Raw genomic sequence first — 23,181 nt, forward strand, 5'->3', positions numbered from 1 at the left:
TGTATTTACGATGTCTTTCTGGTTTGAATAATCGTTACTCTAAAACCGAGTGCAAATATACAAAGACTTTTATTTCTGGCAAGTGGTTTTATAATTTTTTTTTTAATTCCTTTTGCTATCTTTGCTATCTTAAATATATACACCATGTTTCATAGAATTATTAAACTTATTATTGCCGGACTTATTGTGGTTGCTAGCATTTGGCAATTCACTGAAAGCAATATTGGCAACGGAATCTTCCTTATATTATTAACCGCCATTCCTGTTTTTCTTTATTTCAAAAACGAATTTATTTTATTGGCCTTCTTGAAATTAAGAAAACAAGATTTTGAAGGAGCCAAAAAATGGTTGGCTTACATCAAAAATCCAGAAACGGCTTTGGTAAGAAAACAACAAGGATATTTCAATTATTTGCATGGCATCATGCTTTCGCAATCCAACATCAATCAATCCGAGAAATATTTCAAGAAAGCGATAGAATTAGGATTGTCAATGGATATGGATTTGGCTGTGGCCAAATTGAATCTTGCCGGAATCGCCATGACCCGCAGACGAAAACTGGAAGCCACAAATTTACTGAATGAAGCCAAAAAGTTGGACAAACAGAATATGTTGGCTGACCAAATCAAAATGATGAAAGAGCAAATGAAGAAAATATAAATTCAAAAAAGGCGATTAGAACAAGCTCTAGTCGCCTTTTTTTTGTTTTATTCCAAAATAATTCTGGGCAAGTTTTCATTCAGCCATTTGTATTTAGCCAGAATCATTATATGCGTTCCTCCTTTTACCACAATGCAATTCTTGATGTTTTTTATTGGAAAAACATCGTCTTCATCACCGTGTATGTGAATCACCTTTTCATCAGCAACGGTTCTTTCCCATAAAATTACTTGCTCCACCGCCCAATCCAAATAACGTTTGTCCCGAACACGAAGAAATTTTTCATACAATTTGAGTCGCTGGTCTATCTTGAATCCAAAAGAAAACTTGGTCAAACTTTCTACATTCGCCAGCAAATTTGTTGGAATCAGTTTGTAGGCCTTGGTGGTTTTGGCCACTTTCATTCTTCTGGGAAACTCCAAATTAGTTTTTACGCTCGAAATAATGATTATTTTTCTGGTTCCAATACATTTTGCCATTTCCTGGACTAAAATTCCGCCAAAAGAAACTCCAATCAATACTGGGTTTTGATGTTGAATCTTATTCGCAATTCGTTTGGCATAATCAGGCAAAGTCTCTTTGTCAAAAGGAATTTCCCATTCTAAAAGAACCGTTTCAAAAATATCATCCGGAAGAATAATTCTTTCAAAAATAGAAGAACTTGCCGCTAAACCAGGCATCATGTAAACTGGAATTTTAGTCATCATTGCGATTTAAACTATTTTGCATAAAATTAATTTTTTATTGGAACTAAATTGCATTTCATCGCTATAAATATCAAATAAAATCACGACACTAAATCTCTTTTCGTTTAAAAACCATTCCACTTTTGCAAATACCCCCTGACTAGAAAAACTTCCGAAAGAGATAGATTAGAAAATCATTTGGTATTGAAAACCAAATTAATACCTTTACAAATCTGATTCTTCTTAAGACAAATCACGGGTTAAATCCTTTTAAAATCAATTGTAAATTAAAATTATTTTGGCAGAAGTGCCAATGAAATAAAACAAATTATTATGGATGCAGGAGCCATTATCGAAATCAAGGACAACACTTTTGCCAGACAATTTGAAACGATGACCGTAAATGGATTGGTAACTGTCGAATACTCTTTTCAAGAGAAAAAAATATTCTTGACAAAACTCAATGTCCCTGATTTATTTGACGACGATGAATTTATTTCTAATTTACTCAAGGAAATCATGGCCATTGCCATCGAGAGAAAACTGAAAGTTGTTCCCATTTTTCCCAGAATTGTTCTTTTCTTTAAAAAGAATCCAGTTTACAAAGAGCTGCTTCCTCCGGGAATTCGAATATAGAAAACGAAGTCGTTTATTGACGAAACCCGTTTTTTATGACTTAAAAAAATTACTTTTCTATTTTTTTTATTCTCTATTTTTTGATACATCAAGAAACCGAAAAAACAAGCCACTTCCCTTTTGTTTCAATACCGAAACAGCAATCTGCCCCCAATAAACTCAATAGAAAACTAAAAATTAGTTGTTTAAAAATTTGATTTAAAATTAATTAATAAAAAAAAATTGGCAAACGAATGTCAATTCAATAAATGATTCATATCTTTGTAGTTGTTTAAACAACTATTGTTATGGAAACTATATTTACACCCGAAAATTTATACGGTATTTTATCCGGAAGAACCCATTCAGCTTTCAACAGGGCGTTATTGAATAATTTTAGAAAAAACAACATTGCATTGACAAAAGAACAATGGACAATTTTAGGAGTCCTGTGGCAAGACGACGGCTGTTCCCAACAAACCTTGGCGGACAGAACCTACAAAGACAAACCCGGCATTACCCGCTTGATTGATAATTTAGAGAAAGAAAGTCTCGTGGAACGACGGCCTGACACAAAAGACAGACGATTGAATTTAATCTTCCTCACCTCCAAAGGAAAAGCAATAGAGAAAGAAGTAATCGAAATTGTAAATCAAACAATAAATGATGCCGTAAAAGGAATTGATCCCCAGAACCTGAAAATCGTGAAAGATACTTTCCTGCAGATTTACGATAATTTAGACTATAAAATAAAATGAAAAAAAAACTAGCATTAACCATCATCTTCTTGATGTGCTTTGCCAACGGAAATGCCCAAATAACAATTTCAACCTCCTTGGACGAAGCTATAAGTAAAGCCATTGAAAAGAATAGTTCGATTAGAAACAAAGAACTCGAAATTGAAAAAATCAAACTTCAAGAAAAAGGAGTTTGGAACAAGTACATCCCAACGGTGGAAGCCAGTGGAATTTATACTTACTACGACAATAAATTAACCTTGGATGCTGCTCCATTAACGATTCCGGTAGTCAATTTGACCTTGTTGGACGGGAAAAAAACTTTCGATAATTATGGAAATATTTTCCACGGAAGCGTAATGGCAAAAACAGTTTTGTTCAGTGGAATGCAAATCCCAAACGGGGCAAAAGCTTTAGAACAAAAAGCCAAAGGCGCAGAATATTTGAAAGATTCCGAAAAAGATGCTATCATCAAAGAGGTCATTAACACATTTGACCAATTAACCCTGTTGAATGAAGTGGAAAAACTACTCAATGACAGCGACAAAAGATTGCAAACAGAAACCAAAAGAGTTTCGAAAGCCATCGAACAAGGTCTCGCCGTTCCTTATGACAGGGATAAAATAAAATTAGCGTCGTTGGAATTAAATTCAAAAAAAATTGAGTTGGAAGGAAAACGCAAATTGGTTTATAGAAAAATCCATTATCTAACGGATTACAGTGATTCAGAAATAGACAATGTCAAACACGATTTGGTTCCTTATATCATAACTGCAGAAAAATTGAGCCCTGAAAACAAGCAGGAAATAAAAGCCTTGGAATCATTCAAATTGGCAAACGAGTATATGCTGAAAAAAGAAAAAGGAACATATTTGCCTACTTTGGGCGCTTTTGGAGGAATGACGTATTCCAGTGTATTTGATGCAAATACCACAACTCCAGTGATTCCCGGATTGAACAAACCATTGAATTTAGAAATAAACGAAATGACCCTTAGTCCCAATTGGATGGTTGGAGCCGCCATGAAATGGGAAGTATTTGCCGGCTTTGAAAGAAAACACAAAATCCACGAAGCCAAAATAAATATCGAACAAGTACAAAACCAAATTGACGACACCAAAGAAAAGTTAGAATTACTTTTAGAAAACAACTATGTGAATTATACGATTTTAAATCAAAAAATAGAAATCGTGACACAACAGGAAAAAGTAGCCAACAACAATCTTGTATTGGCCATAAAACAATACAAGGAAGGTTTAATAAACATTTCGGAACGTCTGGAAGCAGAAAATGACTCCTACAAAGCATCCGTAAACAAAATAAACACACTCATAGAACAACGCTTGTCAGCTATTGAAACCATTGTGGCCACAGGCGAACTTACACAACATTTGTCAAAATTAAATTAATTCGATTATGAAAAAAATAATCACTTTACTAGCCATCACTTCACTTTTTCTTGGTTGCGAAAAAAACATAAACAAAAACCAAATTCAAGGTAAAATAGAAAACGAGCAAATTGCCGTAGTTAGCAAGATTCCCGGAAAAATCGTAAAAATCTTTGTAAAAGAAGGCGATTTGGTAAAAAAAGGAGACACGCTCGCCATTCTGGACATTCCAGAAGTAAATGCCAAAATAAATCAGGCCGAAGGAGCCGTAACTTCTGCAAAAGCGCAATACAATATGGCTGTAAAAGGAGCAACCGACAATCAAATCAAGCAACTTGAAGCCAAAAAACAAGGACTGAAAGAACAATACCAATTTGCCCAAAAATCGATTAAAAGATTGGACAATATGCTCAAGGACTCTTTGGTCTCCCAACAAACTTATGACGAAGCTTTTGCCAAATACGAAGGAGCACAAGCTCAATACAATGCTGTTGTAGCCGAATTGGACGATGCCAAAAAAGGAGGACGAATCGAACAACAAAACATGGCTTTAGGCCAACAAGACAGAGCCTTAGGCGCACTACAAGAAGTGGCAACTGCCGATAAAGAGCGCTATGTGATTGCGCCGCAAGATATGAGTATTGAAACAATAACGTTAAATTTAGGCGAATTGGCATTGCCGGGATACACCTTGTTTAATGGCTATATTTCAAACAGCACATATTTCCGTTTTACGATTCCCGAAAGCCAATTGAATAAAATAAAAAAAGGACAGGAAATGACCGTTCACGTTTTTTACAACAATAAAGACATAAAAGGAATAATCTCTACCATAAAACAGTTGGGCGCTTACGGAAACATCGCAACGGCCTATCCCGATTTTGAAATGCAGGAAAGCTTGTTTGAAATAAAAATAACACCTTCCAACAGCCAAGAAACAAAGGACTTAATCACGAAAGCAACGATAACCTTAAAGCTGTAAACTATGCAACATTTCGCAACACTTCTCAAAAGAGAATTCAAAATGTTCTGGCAAAACAAAGTGCTTCGATTGCTTTTTATCGGAGCGCCACTGCTCTACGGAATTTTATTGGGCTATGTTTATGGAAAAGGAAAAGTGACCGATTTACCCATAATAGTGGTCGATGAAGACCGTAGCGAAATGAGCTCAAAAGCCCTGCAAATGTTTGAAGACAATGAAGTCCTAAACATCTCCGCACTACTTTATGACCAAAATAATCTTTCGCAAATTGCCATCGAAAAAGAAGCCAGCTGTGTCGTCATTATTCCAAAAGGATTCGAAAAAATGGTGTTGACAAAAAAATACCCTGAAGTAGTCACTATAGTAAATGCATCCAATGTTTTAACTGCCAATTATGCTTCTTCCGCCCTACAGCTTTGCCTTGGATCACTAAAAGCAGGCGTGCAAATGGAAACTTTGCGCAAACAAGGAACACCGGAAAACCTGATTGGCTCCCAATACGAACCCTTCAAAACAACCTTTATCAAGAAATACAACCGAAGCACAAACTACATGTATTTTCTTTGGCCAGGAGTTTTGGCAGCCGTTTTACAACAAGTGCTGTTATTGGGTTTGGCACTGTCGTTCGCTGCGGAATTTGAACATGGAACATTCAAAAAATTAGTCCAAAAATGCCCGTCAATGTTTAAATTAATTTGGGTCAAAATTATTCCTTACATGATAATGAGTTTTGGACTTTGGATCATATATTGGCTCTTTACCCTTTGGTTTAGAATTCCATTGTACGACAACCTTTTTCCGCTTACGATAATAGCCGGAATATTTGTGCTGGTGGTCAGTTTTATGGGGATTTTGGTCAGCATCATGGTTCCATCGCAACTAAAAGCAACCGAAATACTGATGGTGGTTGCCACGCCAAGCTTTATTTTAAGTGGTTTTACTTGGCCTTTGAGCCAAATGCCGGTTTGGGTTCAAGGAGTTGCCAACGTGATTCCGCTAACCCATTTCTTGAAAGCTTTCCGAATTTTGATTATCGAAGAAGGCGCATTTTCACAAACTTTTGGAGCCATTTCCAACTTGCTGATTATTGGTTCGATTTGCGCCGTTTTTTCCTATATTGCTTTGTATTACAAAAGAAAAAGCGTTTTGAAAGAAGCTTAATTCCAATAAAAAAGTCCGATACTGTATTTCAAGCATCGGACTTTTTTTATTTAATCTAACAGAATTACTTCTCGATTTCTCTCAAGTTTTCCATTTTTTTATGCGCCAAGAAACCGGCAATATCTTCGAAATGTTCCTTCACTCGCTTGTTTCCAAATTCGAAAACTTTGGTGGCCAATCCGTCCAAGAAATCCCTGTCGTGCGAAACCAAAATTAAAGTTCCATCAAAATCACGCAACGCATCTTTGATGATGTCCTTGGTTTTCATGTCCAAGTGGTTTGAAGGCTCATCCAGAATCAATAGATTTACGGGTTCCAACAACAATTTTATCATGGCCAAACGGGTTTTCTCTCCTCCCGAAAGGACTTTTACTTTCTTGGTAATATCATCTCCGTGAAACATAAAAGCTCCCAAAATATTCTTGATTTGGGTTCTCACGTCACCCACGGCAATACTGTCAATGGTTTCGAAAATGGTGGCATTTTCATCCAATAAAGCCGCCTGGTTTTGGGCAAAATACCCTATTTGTGCATTATGACCCACTTCCACGGAACCGCTGTCAACACCAATTTCTTTCATGATGGCTTTGATCATCGTCGATTTTCCTTCCCCGTTTTTACCGACGAAAGCCACTTTCTGTCCTCTTTCAATCACGATATTGGCATCCTTGAAAACCACGTGGTCTCCATAAGATTTAGACATTTCTTTCACGATTACTGGATATTGACCCGAACGGGCTGCCGGCGGAAACTTCAATCGCAAGGCAGAGGTATCCACTTCGTCAACCTCGACAATAACCAATTTTTCCAACATTTTTACACGCGATTGAACCGCATCGGTTTTCGAAAAAGTGCCTCGAAATCTATCAATAAATGCCTGATTGTCTGCAATGAATTTTTGTTGCTCGTCGTAAGCTTTTTGTTGGTGAACTCTACGGTCTTTTCGCAACTCCAAATAGTGGGAATATTTGGCTTTGTAGTCATAAATTCGCCCCATAGTCACCTCGATGGTACGATTGGTAATATTATCGACAAAAGCCCTGTCGTGTGAAATCACCACCACCGCTTTGGCCGAATTGATCAAGAAATCTTCCAACCATTGAATACTTTCGATATCCATGTGGTTCGTTGGCTCATCCAGCAAAATCAAGTCTGGTTTTCGCAAAAGGATTTTGGCCAATTCGATGCGCATTCTCCAACCACCCGAAAACTCGGAGGTTTGACGAGTAAAATCTTCACGCTCAAAACCCAAACCAGTCAAAATTTTCTCGACTTCGGCTTCGTAATTTACTTCTTCGATGGCATAATATTTCTCGCTCAAGTCCGAAACTCTTTCGATCAATTTCATATATTCGTCACTTTCATAATCCGTGCGAATGGTCAATTGTTCGTTGATTTCGTCGATTTCGGCTTTCATTTTGAAAATTTCACCAAAAGCTTTGGAGGCTTCTTCCATCACCGTTGCACCGTCTTTGGTCAGCAAATGCTGTGGCAAATAAGCAATCACGGCTTCTTTCGGCGCCGAAATATTTCCTGTCGATGGTTTGCTTTCTCCTGCAATAATCTTTAAAAGCGTTGATTTTCCAGCACCATTTTTACCCATAAGGGCAATTTTGTCATTCTCGTTGATGGCAAAAGAAACATCGCTAAACAAAGTGGTTCCGCCAAATTGCACGGAAATATCATTGATTGTAATCATTTTATTGTTGATTTGTTTATTCAGTTAATCGGTTAATCGATTAGCTGTTTTTTTGAAAGTGGCAAAGATAGCTTAAATAAAGAATTGGGCAATTTTTAGGAATGTAGAATTATGTTTCCCTTTGCCTTTGAAAAAAATTAGCCACAGATAATACGGATTAAACGAATCTTTTTGAAATTTATTAATCAGTGTAAATCCGTTTAATCCGTGGCTTCTGTGGTAAAAAACTATAAAATAAACCTTTTCACAACTTCGGCTACACCATGATCATTATTGGAAGCCACGACAACATCTCCAAATTCCCTTAATTCCGGATCAACATTATCAACCCAAACGCCCAATCCGGCATATTGCACCATCGTCAAATCGTTTCCTGCATTTCCTATGGCGATAATTTCGCTCTGATGGATATTTAGTCTTTCGGCCAAAATTTGAATCGCGGCTCCTTTGTCAACTCCGTTTGGTGCGGCTTCCAGAAAGAAAGGTTTTGACATGCAAACACTCAAATCGGGCATCGCAACTTTCAATTTAGGCTCAACAGTTTTAAGATAATTGGGTTCTTCCAGCAACAAACATTTCACTGCCGAAGTGGTTACTGCCTCTTTAAAACTCGGAACAATTACCAATTCTAAACCCGTTATGGTACTTTCAAGATCAATATATTCCGAATTGCTCTCGCTAATGATTTGTCCATTCAAATAAGTGATGATGTGCGTATTGTTTTCTTGGCTGAAATCGTAAATGGAATGAATTTGTTCTTTGGTCAACGAATGTTCAAAAAGCACTTTGTCTTCTTTCAGGTCCGTAATCGTGGAACCGTTAAACGAAATCATATAGGAATTATTGACATCGCATTGCAATTCTTTGGCATATTCAATCATTGCCGAAGTGGGTCTGCCCGAAGCCAAAACCACGTAAACACCCAATTCCTGTGCTTTGAGAAGCATTTCTTTATTCTCGTTTGATATTTCGTGGTCGTCGGTCAACAAAGTGTCGTCCATATCGACCACCAGCATTTTGTATTTCATTATTTGTTTTATTTCTTTAATAAAGGTTCATCAAAAAACCGCTCTTTAAAAGCGGTCATTTTTTATTTTTTTAATCTTTTTTTAATGCTGTTAAAACTTTGCTTTTGAGCCAAAACTCCAATAACGACAACTATTTTTAATTCTTCTTCAATTAAATAATACACCGTATAAGGAAATCTAGCTACTATTGCTAGTCTTAGTTCTTTGTATCTCTTCTGATAATGCTTTGGATATTGTTTTATATAATCTAACTCTTTGTTAACTTTCAACTTAAAATCTTCGCCCAATGCTGCATTTATTTCAAAATACCATTTTTTTGCTTTTCTTAAATCTTGATAAACAATGGGTAGTAATTTCAATTTATATTCCATTACCAATCCTTCTTTACCTCATCCCAATCCAATAAATCTTGAGGATTTTCTCTATAACTTTCTAATCGTTTATCCAATTCATCTTTATGTTCTGAGGGAACTCCAAGTTTATTCAACTTATACTTTTGCAAAATTATTTCTAACTCTTCTAAAGCATCGATTTCTTTTTCTAAATCTTCAATTATAGTATATTTCCCCGATGAAATTCGTTCATCGGCTTCTTTAACCATATTAATATATTCTTCTTTGTCAACTGGATAACCGCTTATGGTGTGAGCGACAACTTCTTTATCCAAGACAGATTTAAGCGCAATAATTTTCTTTAGCGTACTTTCATCATTAATATGAAGCAACCAATCCATCAATTCTATTTTACTGGCATCTACATCCATCTTGCTGAAGTATTTATGACAAATATACAAATTTTAAATACTCATCCTGAATTCTTCAATGACAGGATTTGCTTTTGCAAAATCGGTTTCCTGAATAAACACTTCAACAGCCTGTCCTGTAGTACCAAAACCCGCCATTGTAGCCGATTGAATATTATTTTTCAAGACCGTTTCCACTCCCGCTTCTTCAATTTTTCCCTGCAAAGCCAAAGCCAAAATTTCGCTTCCCGAAAACACTTTCATTAATCCCATTGTTCTATTTATTGTTTAATGTTGTTTAAAATTATTTAAAGTTGTAACCCAACTATTCTTCTTCAAGACCATCCTCAAAATCCTCTTCATCCTCCTCAAAATCTTCATCTTCCTCTACTTCATCAAAATCAAATTCATAAGGTTCAACCAACATTTTGTCGGCAAGAATTTCGATTCTTTCGGTGAGAACATCCGTGAAGATAATGCGTTGAGTTTTGGCAATGCTATTCGAAATACGCATAATTTTGGTATCGTGACGCAACTTCAAAATGGCATCGGCATCATCAATTATGAACATTCGCAAGCGGTTCACATTGTAACCCGCCGTACTGAACATATCGTTCAATTTGGTTGGTGTTCCTATCAAAACGTCGATTCCGGTAGAAATATAGTTCTTGTCGTAATCCATGTCGCCTTTGTCGTGCACGCCATACACTTCCAAGCCGGAGTTTTTTCCTAATTTCTCGAAAAGCGCCACCATTTCCAGCACCTTGGCTTTGTCCTCGACCATAATCAAGGCGCGAGGCGATTCTTCGTTGCTACCAGCCAATTTCTGGATCACGTTGAGAACAATTGTCGTTGTTTTCCCACTTCCATTGGGCGCAATAATTATGCAATCAGAACCGCTTTTCAGGGTCGAAAACGTTTCTTGCTGCAGCTCATTGGCTTCGGTCAAGCCGTTTTCAATGAGGTTTTCTTTAAGGTTTTCGTTTATTTTTTTTAGTTTCATTAGTTTAATCTAAAGGATTTAAAAAAAGCTAAAAAATCAAAAAGAATCTAAAGAATTGAAAATAGTTTATATTCTAAATATATTTTCGCTTTTTTCGCTTTTTCGATAAATTTATTTTGATGCAAACAGCTGCACGTCACTTTCCGAAATTTCGTTTCCGCCCAGAATGATCAATCGCTCGACCACGTTTCGGAGTTCGCGAATGTTTCCCGTCCAATCGTATTCCTGCAATAATTTGACCGCTTCTTTGGAGAAATGTTTGACCGCATTTCCTTGTTCGGAAGCGATTTTTTCGGCAAAATGCGAAATCAGCAACGGAATATCAGCTCTTCTTTCGTTTAACGAAGGAACATTAATCAGAATTACGGCCAAACGATGGTACAAATCCTCGCGGAATCGACCTTCGGCAATTTCTTTTTTCAAATCTTTGTTGGTGGCCGCAATGACGCGAACATCCACCTTGATGTCTTTGTCGGCGCCCACTCGGGTAATCATGTTTTCCTGCAAGGCACGCAACACTTTGGCTTGGGCCGAAAGACTCATATCGCCAATTTCGTCCAGAAAAATAGTTCCTTTATCTGCCGCTTCAAATTTCCCTGCTCTATCTTTCACTGCCGAGGTAAAAGCGCCTTTCACGTGACCGAACAATTCGCTTTCTATCAATTCACTTGGAATTGCCGCACAATTCACTTCGATTAACGGAAAACCCGCTCTTTGACTTTTTTCGTGCAATTGATGGGCAACCAATTCTTTTCCGGTTCCGTTGGGTCCCGTGACCAAAACTCTGGCTTCGGTTTGGGCGACTTTTTCAATCATCAATTTGATGTGGTTGATGGGTTCGCTTTCGCCAATGATTTCGTAGTTCTTGCTGACTTTTTTCTTCAGGATTTTATTCTCGACCACAAGTTGTTTTTTGTCCAAGGCATTGCGAACGGTATTCAACAATCTGTTCAAATCAGGCGGTTTCGAAATGTAGTCAAACGCTCCCAAGCGCATCGTCTGGATTGCTGTTTCCATGTCGCCGTGACCGGAAATCATTACCATCGGAATTTCTGGTTTTATTTTTTTGACTTCTTCAAGCACTTCGACTCCGTCCATTTTAGGCATTTTGATGTCGCACAAAACCAGGTCGTAATCGTTGTTTTTTATTTTTTCCAAGCCTTGAATTCCGTCTTCGGCATCTTCCACGACATAAGTGTCGCTTTCTTCGGAAAGTATTTTGGCCAACACTCTTCGAATGGCGGCTTCGTCTTCAATGATTAGTATTTTGCTCATTTGTTGATTTGGTTATTTACTTGGTACGTTCGCTTTTGCTCGGGTGTTGATGCGGCTAATTGGTTAAACTGATAACCAAATCCACGAATTAACACATTAACATTCTTTAATATTTCAACCATTTATACAATTCTTTCCAGGTAGGTTTTTTGCCGTACATCAATATGCCCACTCGGTATATTTTGGATGCAAACCAAACGACAAAAAAGAAGGTTGCAAAAAGTATCGTAATGGAAATGACAATTTGCCACCAAGGCACACCAAACGGAATTCGCATCAACATAACGATGGGAGACGTGAGCGGAATCATCGAAAATACCGTGGCAACCGTTCCGTGTGGATCGTTGATAACAGTGAAAAAACCTATGTAAACGGCCAAGATTAATGGCATTATGATAGGCAAAAGAAACTGTTGTGAATCGGTTTCGTTATCAACTGCAGCTCCAATTGAAGCGTAAAAAGAACTGTACAAAAAGTAACCTCCGATGAAATAAATCACGAAAGAACTGAGTATCGTGGCAATGGGCAAACCCCATAATTCCTTGATGTACATTTGTGCTGTGGCGGTAAATTCTTGATGGGCAACTTTGACTATGGATGGCGGAATTTTGGCAGCTGGACTGGCATCGATACCTAAAAAGGCAGATGCCACAAACATTAATCCCAATCCAATAATGGCCCAAATAAAAAATTGCAGCAAACCGGCAAGAGAAGTTCCGATGATTTTTCCCATCATCAACTGGAAAGGTTTTACCGAGGAAATGATGATTTCAACGATACGATTGGTCTTTTCTTCGATGACGCTGCGCATGACCATGTTGCCATATATTATGATAAACATCATAATAAGATAACCGAATGCGCCTCCAATGGCAATCTTGATTTCGTTGAGTCCTTTGACGCTTTGTTCTCCAGAAGCTTTTGCCAGGCTTATATTAACTTGGGCTTGGGCATTTTGGATGGCCAAAGTATCGAGTTTGGCTTTTTCGAAGTTGTCTTTCGTCAGTTTTTTTGCAACTATGTCTTGAAGATTTTCGACAAATGAAATACTCGGACTTTCGTTGGAAATGAATTGAATTTTGTTTTCCAACTCTTTTTGATTGGTCACTTTGGGAATGTAAAGCAGTCCTTCGTAACTCTCGTTGGTGATGCTGTCTTTCAAAAATTGAACATCGATCGAGGATAAATCGTGATACACATATTCGCGATTCTTGCTGTTTAACACTTTGAACTCAGGAACAAACAAGCCGGTTTCATCGTGAATGGCAATCCTTTTGGTGTCCGCTTTCATCGTGCTTAAATAAGCAACAAAAGTGGCGATTCCCACAAAAAGCAGTGGACTCAAAAAAGTCATTACAATAAAGGATTTATTGCGCACTTTGGCGACAAATTCTCTTTTAATTATTAGTGATATGATGCTCATCTGAAAATTTTAGATTTCTGATTTTAGATTTCTGATTTTAGCGCTTTTTAGATTTTTCAATCTACATTCTAAAATCTTAAATCTAAATTTATTGACTTACTGTTTGTATAAAAATATCGGTAACGCTCGGGATTTTTTCGACAAAATGAGTTACTTGTCCTCTTTGGGTGAGAATACTCAATAATTCATTTGGCGTGGCTTTTCCGAGTTGGATTTCGAGTTTCAATTCGTCGTTGAGCGATTTGAAATTGGTTTGTCCCACTTTGAATTTTTGGGTGATGTCATACATCAAACCTTCGACATTATCAGAAATAATGCCCACTTCAAAGCTATTGGTCCTGAATTTGCGCTTTACATCGTCTAATTTTCCTTCTATGAGTTTGTTCGATTTGTGAATCAAGGCAATATGGTCGCATAATTCCTCTACGCTTTCCATTCGATGCGTGGAAAAAATTATGGTGGAACCTTGTTTTCTCAATTCCAAGATTTCTTCTTTGATAATGTTGGCATTCACGGGATCAAAACCAGAAAATGGTTCGTCAAAAATCAACAATTTGGGTTTGTGCAAAACGCAAACCACAAACTGGACTTTTTGCGCCATTCCTTTGGACAGTTCTTGAATTTTCCTGTTCCACCAACCTTGAATTCCCAATCTTTCGAACCAATATTCCAGTTGTATTTTGGCTTCGGCTTTTGAAAGTCCTTTCATTTGGGCCAAATACAAGCATTGTTCTCCCACTTTCATGGTTTTATACAAACCACGCTCTTCGGGTAAATAACCTATGTATTGAACATGTTTTGGGCTTAGTTTTTCGTTGTCGAAAATAATTTCGCCACTATCGGGCATCGTAATTTGATTGATAATCCGGATAAGCGATGTTTTCCCGGCTCCATTTGGACCTAAAAGTCCATATATACTTCCTTTGGGAATCGAAAGGGAAACTTCATTAAGTGCTACATAATCACCATATTTCTTGACTACATTGTTTACTTCAAGTATATTGCTCATGCTAATATTAAGTTTATTTCTGCTGTCAGGTCTTTTGACCTCGGGTTGGTAAAAATAGTTAAATCGTGACAATAAGCTGTTAAATAAAATAAAAAATCCCATCCCTGAATGGCAGAGATGGGAAAATTTTTTATAATTATAAATTAAGAGAACATATCTTTTACTTTCTCAAAAAAGGATTTGTCGCTTTTTTCTGGATTTGGAATAAAATTCTCGTCGGTTAGATTTTTTTCAAAAAACTGTTTTTGTTCTTTGTTGAGCGTTTTTGGTGTCCAAACATTGACGTGAACCAATAAATCTCCTGTTCCGTAACCGTTGATGCTTGGAATTCCTTTTCCTTTCAGTCGGAGAATTTTTCCCGATTGGATTCCTTCTTCGAGTTTTATTCGGACTTTTCCGTTGATGGCTTCAATGTCTTTGGAGATTCCAAGAACGGCTTCGGCAAAACTGATGTATAAGTCGTAGTGCAAATTTTCGCCTTCACGTTTCAAGAATTCGTGTTCGATTTCTTCGATAGCCACGATTAAATCTCCCGGCACGCTGTTTCCCGGCGCATCGTTTCCTTTGTTTGAAACTTTCAATTGCATTCCGTCAACCACTCCCGCAGGAATTTTTATGGTCACCGTTTCGTCTTCCAAAATCATTCCTTGAGAATCGGCTTCAGATGGCTTTTTGTCCAATATTTGACCTGAACCTCCACAAGTTGGACAAGTGGATGCTGATTGCATGCGACCCAAAATCGTGTTAGTCACGCGCATTACTTGTCCTTGACCGTTACAAGTCGAACAAGTTTTATAAGATACTCCCGGTGCTTGGACTTTTCGTTTTACTTTTACTTTTTTCTCGACACCATTGGCAATTTCTTCCAATGTCAGTTTTACTTTGATGCGAAGGTTGCTTCCTTTGGCACGACGCACTCCGCCTCCGCCTCCAAAACCACCGCCTCCACCAAAAGCGCTTCCGAAAATATCTCCAAACTGGCTGAAGATGTCGTCCATGTTCATGCCACCGTGATGACCTCCTCCAAAACCTCCTGAACCATCAAAAGCTTGATGTCCGTATTGGTCGTATTTGGCTTTTTTCTGTGGATCACTAAGTACTTCGTAAGCTTCGGCAGCTAACTTAAATTTCTCTTCTGCTTCTGCATTGCCTGGGTTTTTGTCAGGATGAAACTCGAGAGCTTTTTTCCTGTATGCTTTTTTTATTTCGGCAGCATCGGCATTTTTGGTAATGCCCAGTATTTCGTAAAAATCTTTTTTCATTTTTTAATTAAGGAATTAGGAATTGGGATTCGGAATTAGTTTCCGACTACAACCTTTGGAAAACGAATGATTTTGTCTCCCAATTTGTATCCTTTCTCTATTACATCAACAATTTTTCCTTTCAACTTGGCTGATGGAGCAGGAATTTGGGTAATGGCTTCGGCAAAATCAGCATCAAAAGCATCGCCTGCTTTTATTTCGATTTCTTCCAACCCTTTAGAAACCAAAGTGTTTTTTAATTTTTCTTGAATGAGTTCAACACCTTGAATCAAAACATTGTCGTCTGTTTTTTTGATTTCGGCTATGGCTCTGTCAAAATCGTCCAAGACAGGAAGCATGGCAAGCAATACTTCTTGATTGGCAGTTTTAAACAACTCGACACGCTCTTTTGAAGTTCTGCGTTTGTAATTTTCAAACTCGGCGAACAATCGCAAAAATTTGTCTTTTTCAGAGGCTAAATCTTGAGATAATTGCTCTTCTTTTGATATTTCTTCTACTCTTTCTTCGATTTTTGCATCCAAAGCATCGGAATCATTTCCGTTGTTTTCCATTGGAGTTTGATCAACAATCTCGTCGTTTACCGTATTTTCAGTCGTCATCCTAGTATTATTTTTAAAAAAATTTTTAAACTTCATTTTTATTCTTTTCTGTTGATTGCAAAAGTACTGCCAAAACTTCAAAATTGTCAAATTGTCACCCTTTAAAAGTAAAATTTCATCTCTTTTTTAGATTATAATTTTAAAAAAACCTTTTTCTTCAGGATAAAAATTTAATATAATTTTAAGACTATCACGTTTTAGTTTGCATAAATTTGTAATGATTATGTTCTAGATTAAATTTTAAATGCAAACTTTAAGGTTAGCTCTAGGCTTCTAAATAATTATTAATTCACCCGACCTTATATTAAAAAAAGCTTCGTTAAATTAACGAAGCTTTTTTTGTGATTTATTTCCAGTTAACCCATTTTTACCCTGACACTCCATTCAAAATCCATTTCGGAAACTTGCTCTCCTTTTTCGTTGGTCCCAATGGATTTCATCCAAAAAGTTTGCCCTTCTTTGGTATTGACGGCTTTTTGAATGGCTTGGGCTGCCAATGCGCCGTCGTTGCAAGTAAAAGTAATTCTACCAGTGGCTTTTTTGGAAAAGTTGCTTTTATTGTTGGCCACCAACATCGATATGTTTTTGCCGCTTTTTTGAATTTCCAACATTACCAATGCTCCTGTCGATAGTTCGGCAGCCATTGCTTGCACGGCAAAATACATCGAATTAAACGGATTTTGGTTTATCCAACGGTGTTTGACCGTTGCCACGCACTTATTTTCGTCAATTTGTTTTACCCGAACGCCACAAATAAATGCCGAGGGTAATTTGAAAAACAGGAATTTATTGAGACTCGATACCGAAATTTTCATTGCAAATGGTTTTGTTTATGTAAAAATAGGAAAAAATAGTTTCTAAACTGGAATGGAAAGCCAATTTAACAGAATAGCGCCAACAGGCTTATTCCATTGGCTTTGAATCAAAAAATCATTATTTTATATTTATTTTAAATGTTAATATTTTGTTAATATTAAGTACTATGCGAAACAAGATACTGTTTTTAAGCCATATATTTGCATAAGAAATTACTATATACTTTTTTAATTATGGAAACAACGAATAACAAAAACCTGGCTACATTCATCCATTTGAGTACATTGAGTCAATATTGCATCCCTTTTGGGAATTATATTTTTCCAATATTGATTTGGAGTACCAACAAGGACAAGTCTGAATTTATTGATTTTAACGGAAAACAAGTGCTGAATTTCCAATTGAGCGTATTTCTGTACACATTAGTACTGGCACTGATTGCCATACCCATTTTTATCGCTACCGTTTTCAGTTCTCTTCCTTTGAATGCTTTACTTAACGAACATCATTTTATGGAAAATCATTTGAACATCGAAAACATAAGTGGAATCGTGATAGTTGCCATCATTGCCGTTTTTATGTTCATTGGTTTGAAAGTTGCAGAATTCTTCTTGATAATCTATGCTTCCTTGAAAACTGCAAATGGCGAAAGATACAAGTATCCGTTGACAATACCTTTTCTTAAATAATAATCAAAATCAATCATCAAATCAATCAAAAAATGAAAAAGCTACTTTTAATCACGGTACTTTTAGTTGTGGCAACAACTGAATTAATGGCACAAAACAAAAAAGCTGTTGAAATCAAAAACTTACAAAATTTTCTAACAAAAAAAGAAATGAATCAATTTAAAATTGTGGCCAATGAAGAATCGGAGATCAATTTAAAATTTAATCTAAAAAAAGAAGAGGCCTTTAATGTGCTTATTTTAGACAAACGTGAAAACATTGTATTTTCAAGAGGATACAGCAAAGAAGGAGAAAATAAAATTTATTTTAATATGGAAGAAGGAGGACTATATACGGTAAATTTTATTAGTCCCGAAAGACTAAAATTAGTTGTCACAACTTTTGACAAAAATTAAATCAATCATCAATCAAAAAAGGAACAGTTTTATTAATTCAAAAACAAAAAAAAAGAATCATGAACATTGAAAACACAAAAGCCCAAATGCGCAAAGGTGTTCTTGAGTTTTGCATCTTGTCTGTATTGAAAGACAAAGAAGCTTACACTTCGGAAATATTGGACGCCTTGAAAAACGCCAAGTTACTGGTTGTGGAGGGAACGGTTTATCCGCTGCTCACCCGATTGAAAAACGACGGATTACTCAGCTATCGTTGGGAAGAATCATTATCCGGTCCGCCAAGAAAATATTATGGACTGACTGAAATTGGACAAACATTTTTAAAAGAATTAAATGGCACCTGGACGGAATTGTCCGATGCAGTAAACCTAATCACAAAATAAATCATAGTCATGAACAAAACTGTAAACATAAATCTAGGCGGAATGTTCTTCCATATTGATGAAGATGCTTTCCAAAAACTAACTCGTTATTTTGACGCCATAAAACGCTCCTTGTCCAACTCATCGGGCCAAGACGAAATCATCAAAGACATAGAAATGCGTATTTCTGAATTGTTGACCGAAAAACAAAAAACAGACAAGCACGTGGTTGGCTTAAAAGATGTCGACGAAGTGATTGCCGTAATGGGTCAACCCGAAGATTACAGAATAGACGATGAAGAAAACGGAAGTTCCATTCCTAATTTCTCTACTTCAAGAACTAAAAAACTATACCGTGATACCGAAAACGGAATGATAGGCGGTGTACTTGCTGGATTGGGGCATTATTTTGGCATAGACAAAGTTTGGTTGCGAATATTTCTTTTAATACTGATTTTTGCTTGGGGAACAGGATTCTTGGCCTACATCATTCTTTGGATCGTGATGCCGGCAGCAACGACAACCACTGAGAAACTGGAAATGACCGGTGAACCAGTGACTATTTCGAATATCGAAAAAAAAGTTCGTGAAGAATTTGAAAATGTTTCCGAAAAATTCAAAAATGCCAATTACGACGAAATGGGAAACCGCGTTAAAACCGGCGCCGAAAAAATAGGAAGTTCTTTTGGAAATTTCATCATAGCCGTTCTAAGAGTTTTTTCTAAATTCCTGGGAATATTATTGATCTTGGGAGGGCTAACCGTGTTATTTTTCTTGTTGGTTGGAATTTTTACCTTGGGTACTGGCGTCTTCATTAATTTTCCTTGGACCACATTCATAGAAACAGGGAATTTAACTGATTATCCTACTTGGACTTTTGGCTTAATAATGTTTTTTGCCGTTGGAATTCCATTTTTCTTCTTGTCGTTACTGGGATTCAAATTATTGTCTCCCAACCTGAAATCAATAGGAAATGTGGCCAAATATACTTTGTTGGCCATTTGGTTAATCTCCGTTTCCTTGGCCATAGCCATTGGATTAAAACAAGCCACGGCCTTTGCCGTTGACGGAAGAGTTGTTCAAAAAGAAACTATCAACCTGAAACCAACGGATACAATTTTAATCAAATTCAAACACAACGATTATTTTGCCAAGGATATAAACGACAACGAGAATTTTAAAATCACTTTGGATTCCATTGGAAACAAAATGATATATTCCAACAATGTCAGCTTTAAAATAGCGCCATCGGACACAAAATCAGCTTATATTCAAATAGAAAAAGAAGCCAAAGGAGAAACATTGTTCGAAGCCAAACAAAGAGCAGAAAAAATAAAATATAGTTTTAAAGTTATTGGAAATCAATTACTTTTGGATAATTATTTATTGACCGATTTAAAAGAGAAATTCCGTGACCAAGAAATAGAAATTACTTTATTTTTACCATTGGGAACGCTATTGAAAATGGATCAATCGATGAGACATTACGATCGCACGGACGGAGATTACTTTTTATGGAATGCGGACAACACTGATGCAGTCTACAAAGTCAATAATAATAAGATAGAATGCCAAAACTGTCCCAATGAGGAAAATGACATAAACGTGGAAGAGAACATGAAAGAAAATGACAGCGTGGTTACAACAACCGTCACTGTAAACGGGGAAGTCATCACGGTAAATAAAAAAGGCACTAAAAAAGGATTATCAGTAGACAAAGACGGAGTAATAATCAAAAACTAATTAGCCATGCTAAAACTGATCACTTTAATAACTAAATTCATTGTTGCAGCCATTATGGCACTGCTGTTTTCCTCCTGTGGACATTCAATAAATTTCAACGGAATAAAAGGAAGCGGAAACATCACTACTGAAACCAGAAACGTGAACCAAGATTTCAAAAAAATTGAGGTAAGCAACGGAATTAAGGCAATTGTGGAACAATCGGACAACAAATCCATAACGGTCGAAGCCGACGACAATTTGCAACAACACATTATTACCAAAATCGAGAATGGTGTTTTAAAGATTGAATCCGACGAAAGCTACAATACAACCGAAACGCCCGTGGTAAAGATAAAAATTCCTGCAATCAATGGATTAAGCACAAGCAGTGGATCAGAAATCACAAGCATTGGCGCTTTGATAACCGAAAACATCGATGTGAAATCCAGTAGCGGAAGCCAAGTCAACATCAATGTGGAAGCAGATGCCATCAAGATACAAAGCACAAGCGGAAGTTCTGTTGAAGTAAGCGGCAAAGCTTTAAAAGCAGAAACTTCCTCTTCCAGCGGAAGCAAAATTGAAGCTCAAAACCTGATGGCCAACGAAGTAATTGCACAAACATCAAGTGGAAGCAGCACGGATGTTTATCCAATCCTAAAACTGGAAGCAAAAGCCTCGAGTGGCAGCAATATCAGTTATCATAAAATTCCAAAAATAATTTCAAAAGAAGAATCTTCAGGCGGAAGCGTCAATGAACAATAAGCCCGCATTTTTGCCAAAAACTAAAAAAATCATCCCTCTAAAGTGGATGATTTTTTTATATTTGTACAACACTTAATAAAAAATGAAAATGAAAAAGCATATAGTCCTGCTTCTGGTTCTTTTAGTTTCCACTTTGTCCTTGGCACAAAAAAACGAAAAAATCAAAGGTTCCAAAACCGTGACCATTGAACAAAAGGAAATTGGCGATTTCAATGTCCTTGAAGTTAGCGACAATATTGAAGTCTATTTGGATAAAGGCGAAAAATGCGAATTAAAAATAGAAGCCGACGACAATCTTCACGCTATCATAAGCCTGGATTTGAGCGCCAAAACACTTCGATTAAACACCTCAAAAACAGCCACAAATTATAAAAAACTTATTGTAAGGGTTACGTATACCAACGAATTTAAAAAGGTTACGGCCAAGAACAACACCGTCGTGAATGCCATACAAGAAATTCAATTGGACAACATTGCCTTCGAATCCTTTGACAATTCCGTACTAAATTTGAATGTCAATTCCGGCAACTTCTCCCTGAAATCAGGCGACAAATCTAAAACGGAACTCAATTTAAAATCCGAAAACGCAGCCATTGAATTGAGCAAAAATGCCAGCTTGAAAGCCTTGATTTCTGCATTGGAGTTGAAATGTGACCTCTATCAAAAAACGAAAGCCATTTTAGAGGGCGATGTGACCGATGCCAAGATTAGACTGGACAACAATGCCCTATTTACCGGAAGCAATCTTGTCATAAAAAATGCCGAATTGTTGACAGAAAGCTATTCAAAAGGCAGCCTTAACGTAAATACAAACATAAGCATCGATGCTTCCGGTAATTCGGAGGTCCAACTCTATGGCGATCAAAAAATCGAAATAAAAAGATTGGCCGACAATGCCGTTTTAAGCAAGAAACCAACGAAATAATCACAAACAAAAAAGTCTCAACCGTTAAATTGAGACTTTTTTTTATTCGAAAATCAGGATATGATACTTATTCTTGGGAAGCCAAATATCTTTCGGCATCCAAGGCGGCCATACAACCCGTTCCTGCGGCAGTAATGGCTTGACGATAAACATGATCAGCTGCATCTCCAGCCACGAAAACGCCTTTGACATTCGTTTTTGAAGTTCCTGGAATATTGACAATATAACCTGTTTCATCAAGAGTCAAAAAGTCCTTGAAAATTTCTGTGTTGGGTTTATGCCCAATGGCAGCGAAGAAACCAGTGGCAGGAATATCAAAAATATCGCCAGTAGTTTTATTTTTGGCTTTCACACCGGTAACCACTTGACCGTCTCCCAAAATCTCCACGGTATCGTGATTCATCAAAATGGAAATATTTTCGGTTTTGCGAACACGTTCTTCCATAATTCTGGAAGCCCTGAACTTTTCGCTTCGAACGAGCATCGTAACTTTAGTACACATTTTAGATAAATAATGCGCTTCTTCGCAAGCGGAATCTCCAGCTCCCACGATGACTACTTCCTGGTTTCTATAGAAAAACCCGTCACAAACCGCACAGGCCGAAACGCCGCCACCCATTTTTAGATAATGTTGTTCGGATTCCAATCCTAAATACTTGGCCGATGCTCCTGTCGAAATAATCACGGTTTCGCAATGCAATTCGATACTGTCGTTGATCCAAACTTTATGAACGTCTCCACTAAAATCTACTTTAGTCGCCCAACCATCGCGAATATCCGCACCAAAACGTTGGGCTTGCGCTTGCAATTGCACCATCATTTCAGGACCGGACACCCCATCAACATACCCGGGGAAATTTTCCACTTCGTTAGTCGTTGTCAATTGTCCTCCAGGTTGCATTCCTTGGTATAAAACAGGGTTCATGTTCGCTCTGGCAGCATATATTGCAGCAGTATAACCCGCTGGACCGGAACCTATAATAAGGCATTTTATTTTTTCGATTGTGGTAGACATAGTATATTTATATTATATTTTTTACAGTACAAAAATAGGTCATAATTACTGGATTACAGAAACCAAATAATCATTTTTTGTTATGCCATAATAAAAAAATCCCTTCTGTTGGACAGAAAGGATTCATTGGTCGGGGTGGCAGGATTCGAACCTGCGGCCTCCTGCTCCCAAAGCAGGCGCGATAACCGAGCTACGCTACACCCCGAAAGCGGGTGCAAATATA

General features: G+C 37.2%; 26 protein-coding genes and 1 tRNA gene. 12 read left to right on the plus strand and 15 right to left on the minus strand.

Going from position 1 to position 23,181, the window contains the following annotated elements; all coding sequences use genetic code 11:
• Window positions 1-144: 144 nt before the first annotated feature.
• Complete coding sequence (locus tag C0430_RS07895; RefSeq protein WP_290867753.1) at window positions 145-660, plus strand: DUF2892 domain-containing protein; 516 nt, start codon at window positions 145-147, stop codon at window positions 658-660.
• Window positions 661-707: 47 nt separating this feature from the next.
• Here C0430_RS07895 and C0430_RS07900 read toward each other — a convergent pair whose 3' ends face one another.
• Window positions 708-1,364 (minus strand): alpha/beta hydrolase, encoded by a 657-nt coding sequence (locus C0430_RS07900; RefSeq protein ID WP_290867836.1) that lies wholly within the window; start codon window positions 1,362-1,364, stop codon window positions 708-710.
• A 315-nt stretch (window positions 1,365-1,679) separates the two neighbouring features.
• On the opposite strand from C0430_RS07900, the gene C0430_RS07905 reads away from it, so the two are divergent.
• The 5 genes from C0430_RS07905 (at window position 1,680) to C0430_RS07925 (ending at window position 6,229) form a co-directional block, all read left to right on the plus strand.
• Complete coding sequence (locus C0430_RS07905) at window positions 1,680-1,982, plus strand: N-acetyltransferase (RefSeq protein WP_290867756.1); 303 nt, start codon at window positions 1,680-1,682, stop codon at window positions 1,980-1,982.
• 287 nt (window positions 1,983-2,269) lie between these two features.
• On the plus strand, window positions 2,270-2,719 hold the full coding sequence (locus tag C0430_RS07910; protein WP_290867760.1) for a MarR family transcriptional regulator: 450 nt from the start codon (window positions 2,270-2,272) through the stop codon (window positions 2,717-2,719).
• On the plus strand, window positions 2,716-4,107 hold the full coding sequence (locus tag C0430_RS07915) for a TolC family protein (protein WP_290867762.1): 1,392 nt from the start codon (window positions 2,716-2,718) through the stop codon (window positions 4,105-4,107). The genes C0430_RS07910 and C0430_RS07915 overlap by 4 nt, the downstream gene beginning before the upstream one ends.
• A gap of 7 nt (window positions 4,108-4,114) precedes the next feature.
• Entirely contained in the window at window positions 4,115-5,068 is a 954-nt protein-coding gene (locus tag C0430_RS07920) for a biotin/lipoyl-binding protein (RefSeq protein WP_290867765.1), read from the plus strand.
• 3 nt (window positions 5,069-5,071) lie between these two features.
• Window positions 5,072-6,229: an ABC transporter permease gene (locus C0430_RS07925; protein WP_290867768.1), complete on the plus strand. Its 1,158-nt coding sequence runs from the start codon at window positions 5,072-5,074 to the stop codon at window positions 6,227-6,229.
• Between the two features lie 64 nt (window positions 6,230-6,293).
• On the opposite strand, the gene C0430_RS07930 is transcribed toward C0430_RS07925, so the two are convergent.
• The 12 genes from C0430_RS07930 to C0430_RS07985 all read right to left on the minus strand — a co-directional run bounded on the left by C0430_RS07930 (window position 6,294) and on the right by C0430_RS07985 (window position 17,084).
• Complete coding sequence (locus C0430_RS07930; RefSeq protein WP_290867771.1) at window positions 6,294-7,928, minus strand: ABC-F family ATP-binding cassette domain-containing protein; 1,635 nt, start codon at window positions 7,926-7,928, stop codon at window positions 6,294-6,296.
• A 227-nt stretch (window positions 7,929-8,155) separates the two neighbouring features.
• On the minus strand, window positions 8,156-8,956 hold the full coding sequence (locus C0430_RS07935; RefSeq protein WP_290867774.1) for a Cof-type HAD-IIB family hydrolase: 801 nt from the start codon (window positions 8,954-8,956) through the stop codon (window positions 8,156-8,158).
• Between the two features lie 62 nt (window positions 8,957-9,018).
• Window positions 9,019-9,315, minus strand: coding sequence for a type II toxin-antitoxin system RelE/ParE family toxin (locus C0430_RS07940; RefSeq protein ID WP_290867777.1), 297 nt, complete (start codon window positions 9,313-9,315; stop codon window positions 9,019-9,021).
• Between the two features lie 11 nt (window positions 9,316-9,326).
• Complete coding sequence (locus C0430_RS07945) at window positions 9,327-9,719, minus strand: addiction module protein (RefSeq protein WP_290867780.1); 393 nt, start codon at window positions 9,717-9,719, stop codon at window positions 9,327-9,329.
• A gap of 33 nt (window positions 9,720-9,752) precedes the next feature.
• A complete protein-coding gene (locus C0430_RS07950; protein ID WP_290867783.1) occupies window positions 9,753-9,971 on the minus strand; it encodes a DUF2007 domain-containing protein in 219 nt (72 codons plus the stop codon).
• A gap of 52 nt (window positions 9,972-10,023) precedes the next feature.
• Window positions 10,024-10,701, minus strand: a complete 678-nt coding sequence (locus tag C0430_RS07955) for a DEAD/DEAH box helicase (RefSeq protein WP_290867786.1) — start codon at window positions 10,699-10,701, stop codon at window positions 10,024-10,026.
• 111 nt (window positions 10,702-10,812) lie between these two features.
• On the minus strand, window positions 10,813-11,976 hold the full coding sequence (locus C0430_RS07960) for a sigma-54 dependent transcriptional regulator (RefSeq protein WP_290867790.1): 1,164 nt from the start codon (window positions 11,974-11,976) through the stop codon (window positions 10,813-10,815).
• Window positions 11,977-12,082: 106 nt separating this feature from the next.
• Window positions 12,083-13,399 (minus strand): ABC transporter permease, encoded by a 1,317-nt coding sequence (locus tag C0430_RS07965; RefSeq protein WP_290867794.1) that lies wholly within the window; start codon window positions 13,397-13,399, stop codon window positions 12,083-12,085.
• Window positions 13,400-13,487: 88 nt separating this feature from the next.
• The gene (locus tag C0430_RS07970) at window positions 13,488-14,408 is read right to left on the minus strand and encodes an ATP-binding cassette domain-containing protein (protein ID WP_290867798.1); all 921 of its coding nucleotides are present in this window, start codon (window positions 14,406-14,408) and stop codon (window positions 13,488-13,490) included.
• Between the two features lie 143 nt (window positions 14,409-14,551).
• Window positions 14,552-15,670, minus strand: a complete 1,119-nt coding sequence (gene dnaJ, locus C0430_RS07975; protein WP_290867802.1) for a molecular chaperone DnaJ — start codon at window positions 15,668-15,670, stop codon at window positions 14,552-14,554.
• Window positions 15,671-15,705: 35 nt separating this feature from the next.
• Window positions 15,706-16,305, minus strand: a complete 600-nt coding sequence (locus C0430_RS07980; protein ID WP_290867804.1) for a nucleotide exchange factor GrpE — start codon at window positions 16,303-16,305, stop codon at window positions 15,706-15,708.
• A 320-nt stretch (window positions 16,306-16,625) separates the two neighbouring features.
• Window positions 16,626-17,084 carry a DUF4442 domain-containing protein gene (locus C0430_RS07985; RefSeq protein ID WP_290867809.1) on the minus strand — a complete coding sequence of 153 codons (459 nt, stop codon included), beginning with the start codon at window positions 17,082-17,084 and terminating at the stop codon, window positions 16,626-16,628.
• Between the two features lie 234 nt (window positions 17,085-17,318).
• On the opposite strand from C0430_RS07985, the gene C0430_RS07990 reads away from it, so the two are divergent.
• From C0430_RS07990 to C0430_RS08015, 6 genes are all read left to right on the plus strand, one after another.
• A complete protein-coding gene (locus tag C0430_RS07990) occupies window positions 17,319-17,774 on the plus strand; it encodes a DUF4870 domain-containing protein (RefSeq protein ID WP_290867814.1) in 456 nt (151 codons plus the stop codon).
• 32 nt (window positions 17,775-17,806) lie between these two features.
• Complete coding sequence (locus C0430_RS07995) at window positions 17,807-18,169, plus strand: hypothetical protein (RefSeq protein ID WP_290867818.1); 363 nt, start codon at window positions 17,807-17,809, stop codon at window positions 18,167-18,169.
• Window positions 18,170-18,228: 59 nt separating this feature from the next.
• Entirely contained in the window at window positions 18,229-18,552 is a 324-nt protein-coding gene (locus tag C0430_RS08000) for a PadR family transcriptional regulator (protein ID WP_290867821.1), read from the plus strand.
• Window positions 18,553-18,561: 9 nt separating this feature from the next.
• On the plus strand, window positions 18,562-20,274 hold the full coding sequence (locus tag C0430_RS08005) for a PspC domain-containing protein (protein WP_290867824.1): 1,713 nt from the start codon (window positions 18,562-18,564) through the stop codon (window positions 20,272-20,274).
• A gap of 6 nt (window positions 20,275-20,280) precedes the next feature.
• On the plus strand, window positions 20,281-21,018 hold the full coding sequence (locus C0430_RS08010) for a head GIN domain-containing protein (RefSeq protein WP_290867827.1): 738 nt from the start codon (window positions 20,281-20,283) through the stop codon (window positions 21,016-21,018).
• An 88-nt stretch (window positions 21,019-21,106) separates the two neighbouring features.
• Window positions 21,107-21,943, plus strand: a complete 837-nt coding sequence (locus C0430_RS08015) for a DUF2807 domain-containing protein (protein WP_290867830.1) — start codon at window positions 21,107-21,109, stop codon at window positions 21,941-21,943.
• A gap of 67 nt (window positions 21,944-22,010) precedes the next feature.
• On the opposite strand, the gene trxB is transcribed toward C0430_RS08015, so the two are convergent.
• Window positions 22,011-22,958 (minus strand): thioredoxin-disulfide reductase, encoded by a 948-nt coding sequence (gene trxB, locus C0430_RS08020; protein WP_290867833.1) that lies wholly within the window; start codon window positions 22,956-22,958, stop codon window positions 22,011-22,013.
• A gap of 127 nt (window positions 22,959-23,085) precedes the next feature.
• Window positions 23,086-23,163, minus strand: a tRNA-Pro gene (locus C0430_RS08025).
• Window positions 23,164-23,181 lie beyond the last annotated feature (18 nt).

Origin of the sequence: Flavobacterium sp. (assembly GCF_013823965.1) — a bacterium.
Classification (GTDB): Bacteria; Bacteroidota; Bacteroidia; order Flavobacteriales; family Flavobacteriaceae; genus Flavobacterium.

Coding starts and splice junctions, on each gene's coding strand:
- C0430_RS07960 (WP_290867790.1), bottom strand. CDS start 11,976: ATGAGCAAAATACTAATCATTGAAGACGAAGCCGCCATTCGAAGAGTG.
- C0430_RS07935 (WP_290867774.1), bottom strand. CDS start 8,956: ATGAAATACAAAATGCTGGTGGTCGATATGGACGACACTTTGTTGACC.
- C0430_RS08010 (WP_290867827.1), top strand. CDS start 20,281: ATGCTAAAACTGATCACTTTAATAACTAAATTCATTGTTGCAGCCATT.
- C0430_RS07965 (WP_290867794.1), bottom strand. CDS start 13,399: ATGAGCATCATATCACTAATAATTAAAAGAGAATTTGTCGCCAAAGTG.
- C0430_RS07895 (WP_290867753.1), top strand. CDS start 145: ATGTTTCATAGAATTATTAAACTTATTATTGCCGGACTTATTGTGGTT.
- C0430_RS07990 (WP_290867814.1), top strand. CDS start 17,319: ATGGAAACAACGAATAACAAAAACCTGGCTACATTCATCCATTTGAGT.
- C0430_RS07950 (WP_290867783.1), bottom strand. CDS start 9,971: ATGGGATTAATGAAAGTGTTTTCGGGAAGCGAAATTTTGGCTTTGGCT.
- dnaJ (WP_290867802.1), bottom strand. CDS start 15,670: ATGAAAAAAGATTTTTACGAAATACTGGGCATTACCAAAAATGCCGAT.
- C0430_RS07910 (WP_290867760.1), top strand. CDS start 2,270: ATGGAAACTATATTTACACCCGAAAATTTATACGGTATTTTATCCGGA.
- C0430_RS08015 (WP_290867830.1), top strand. CDS start 21,107: ATGAAAAAGCATATAGTCCTGCTTCTGGTTCTTTTAGTTTCCACTTTG.
- C0430_RS07985 (WP_290867809.1), bottom strand. CDS start 17,084: ATGAAAATTTCGGTATCGAGTCTCAATAAATTCCTGTTTTTCAAATTA.
- C0430_RS08000 (WP_290867821.1), top strand. CDS start 18,229: ATGAACATTGAAAACACAAAAGCCCAAATGCGCAAAGGTGTTCTTGAG.
- C0430_RS07970 (WP_290867798.1), bottom strand. CDS start 14,408: ATGAGCAATATACTTGAAGTAAACAATGTAGTCAAGAAATATGGTGAT.
- C0430_RS07900 (WP_290867836.1), bottom strand. CDS start 1,364: ATGACTAAAATTCCAGTTTACATGATGCCTGGTTTAGCGGCAAGTTCT.
- C0430_RS08005 (WP_290867824.1), top strand. CDS start 18,562: ATGAACAAAACTGTAAACATAAATCTAGGCGGAATGTTCTTCCATATT.
- C0430_RS07925 (WP_290867768.1), top strand. CDS start 5,072: ATGCAACATTTCGCAACACTTCTCAAAAGAGAATTCAAAATGTTCTGG.
- C0430_RS07995 (WP_290867818.1), top strand. CDS start 17,807: ATGAAAAAGCTACTTTTAATCACGGTACTTTTAGTTGTGGCAACAACT.
- C0430_RS07945 (WP_290867780.1), bottom strand. CDS start 9,719: ATGGATGTAGATGCCAGTAAAATAGAATTGATGGATTGGTTGCTTCAT.
- C0430_RS07930 (WP_290867771.1), bottom strand. CDS start 7,928: ATGATTACAATCAATGATATTTCCGTGCAATTTGGCGGAACCACTTTG.
- C0430_RS07920 (WP_290867765.1), top strand. CDS start 4,115: ATGAAAAAAATAATCACTTTACTAGCCATCACTTCACTTTTTCTTGGT.
- C0430_RS07915 (WP_290867762.1), top strand. CDS start 2,716: ATGAAAAAAAAACTAGCATTAACCATCATCTTCTTGATGTGCTTTGCC.
- trxB (WP_290867833.1), bottom strand. CDS start 22,958: ATGTCTACCACAATCGAAAAAATAAAATGCCTTATTATAGGTTCCGGT.
- C0430_RS07905 (WP_290867756.1), top strand. CDS start 1,680: ATGGATGCAGGAGCCATTATCGAAATCAAGGACAACACTTTTGCCAGA.
- C0430_RS07980 (WP_290867804.1), bottom strand. CDS start 16,305: ATGAAGTTTAAAAATTTTTTTAAAAATAATACTAGGATGACGACTGAA.
- C0430_RS07955 (WP_290867786.1), bottom strand. CDS start 10,701: ATGAAACTAAAAAAAATAAACGAAAACCTTAAAGAAAACCTCATTGAA.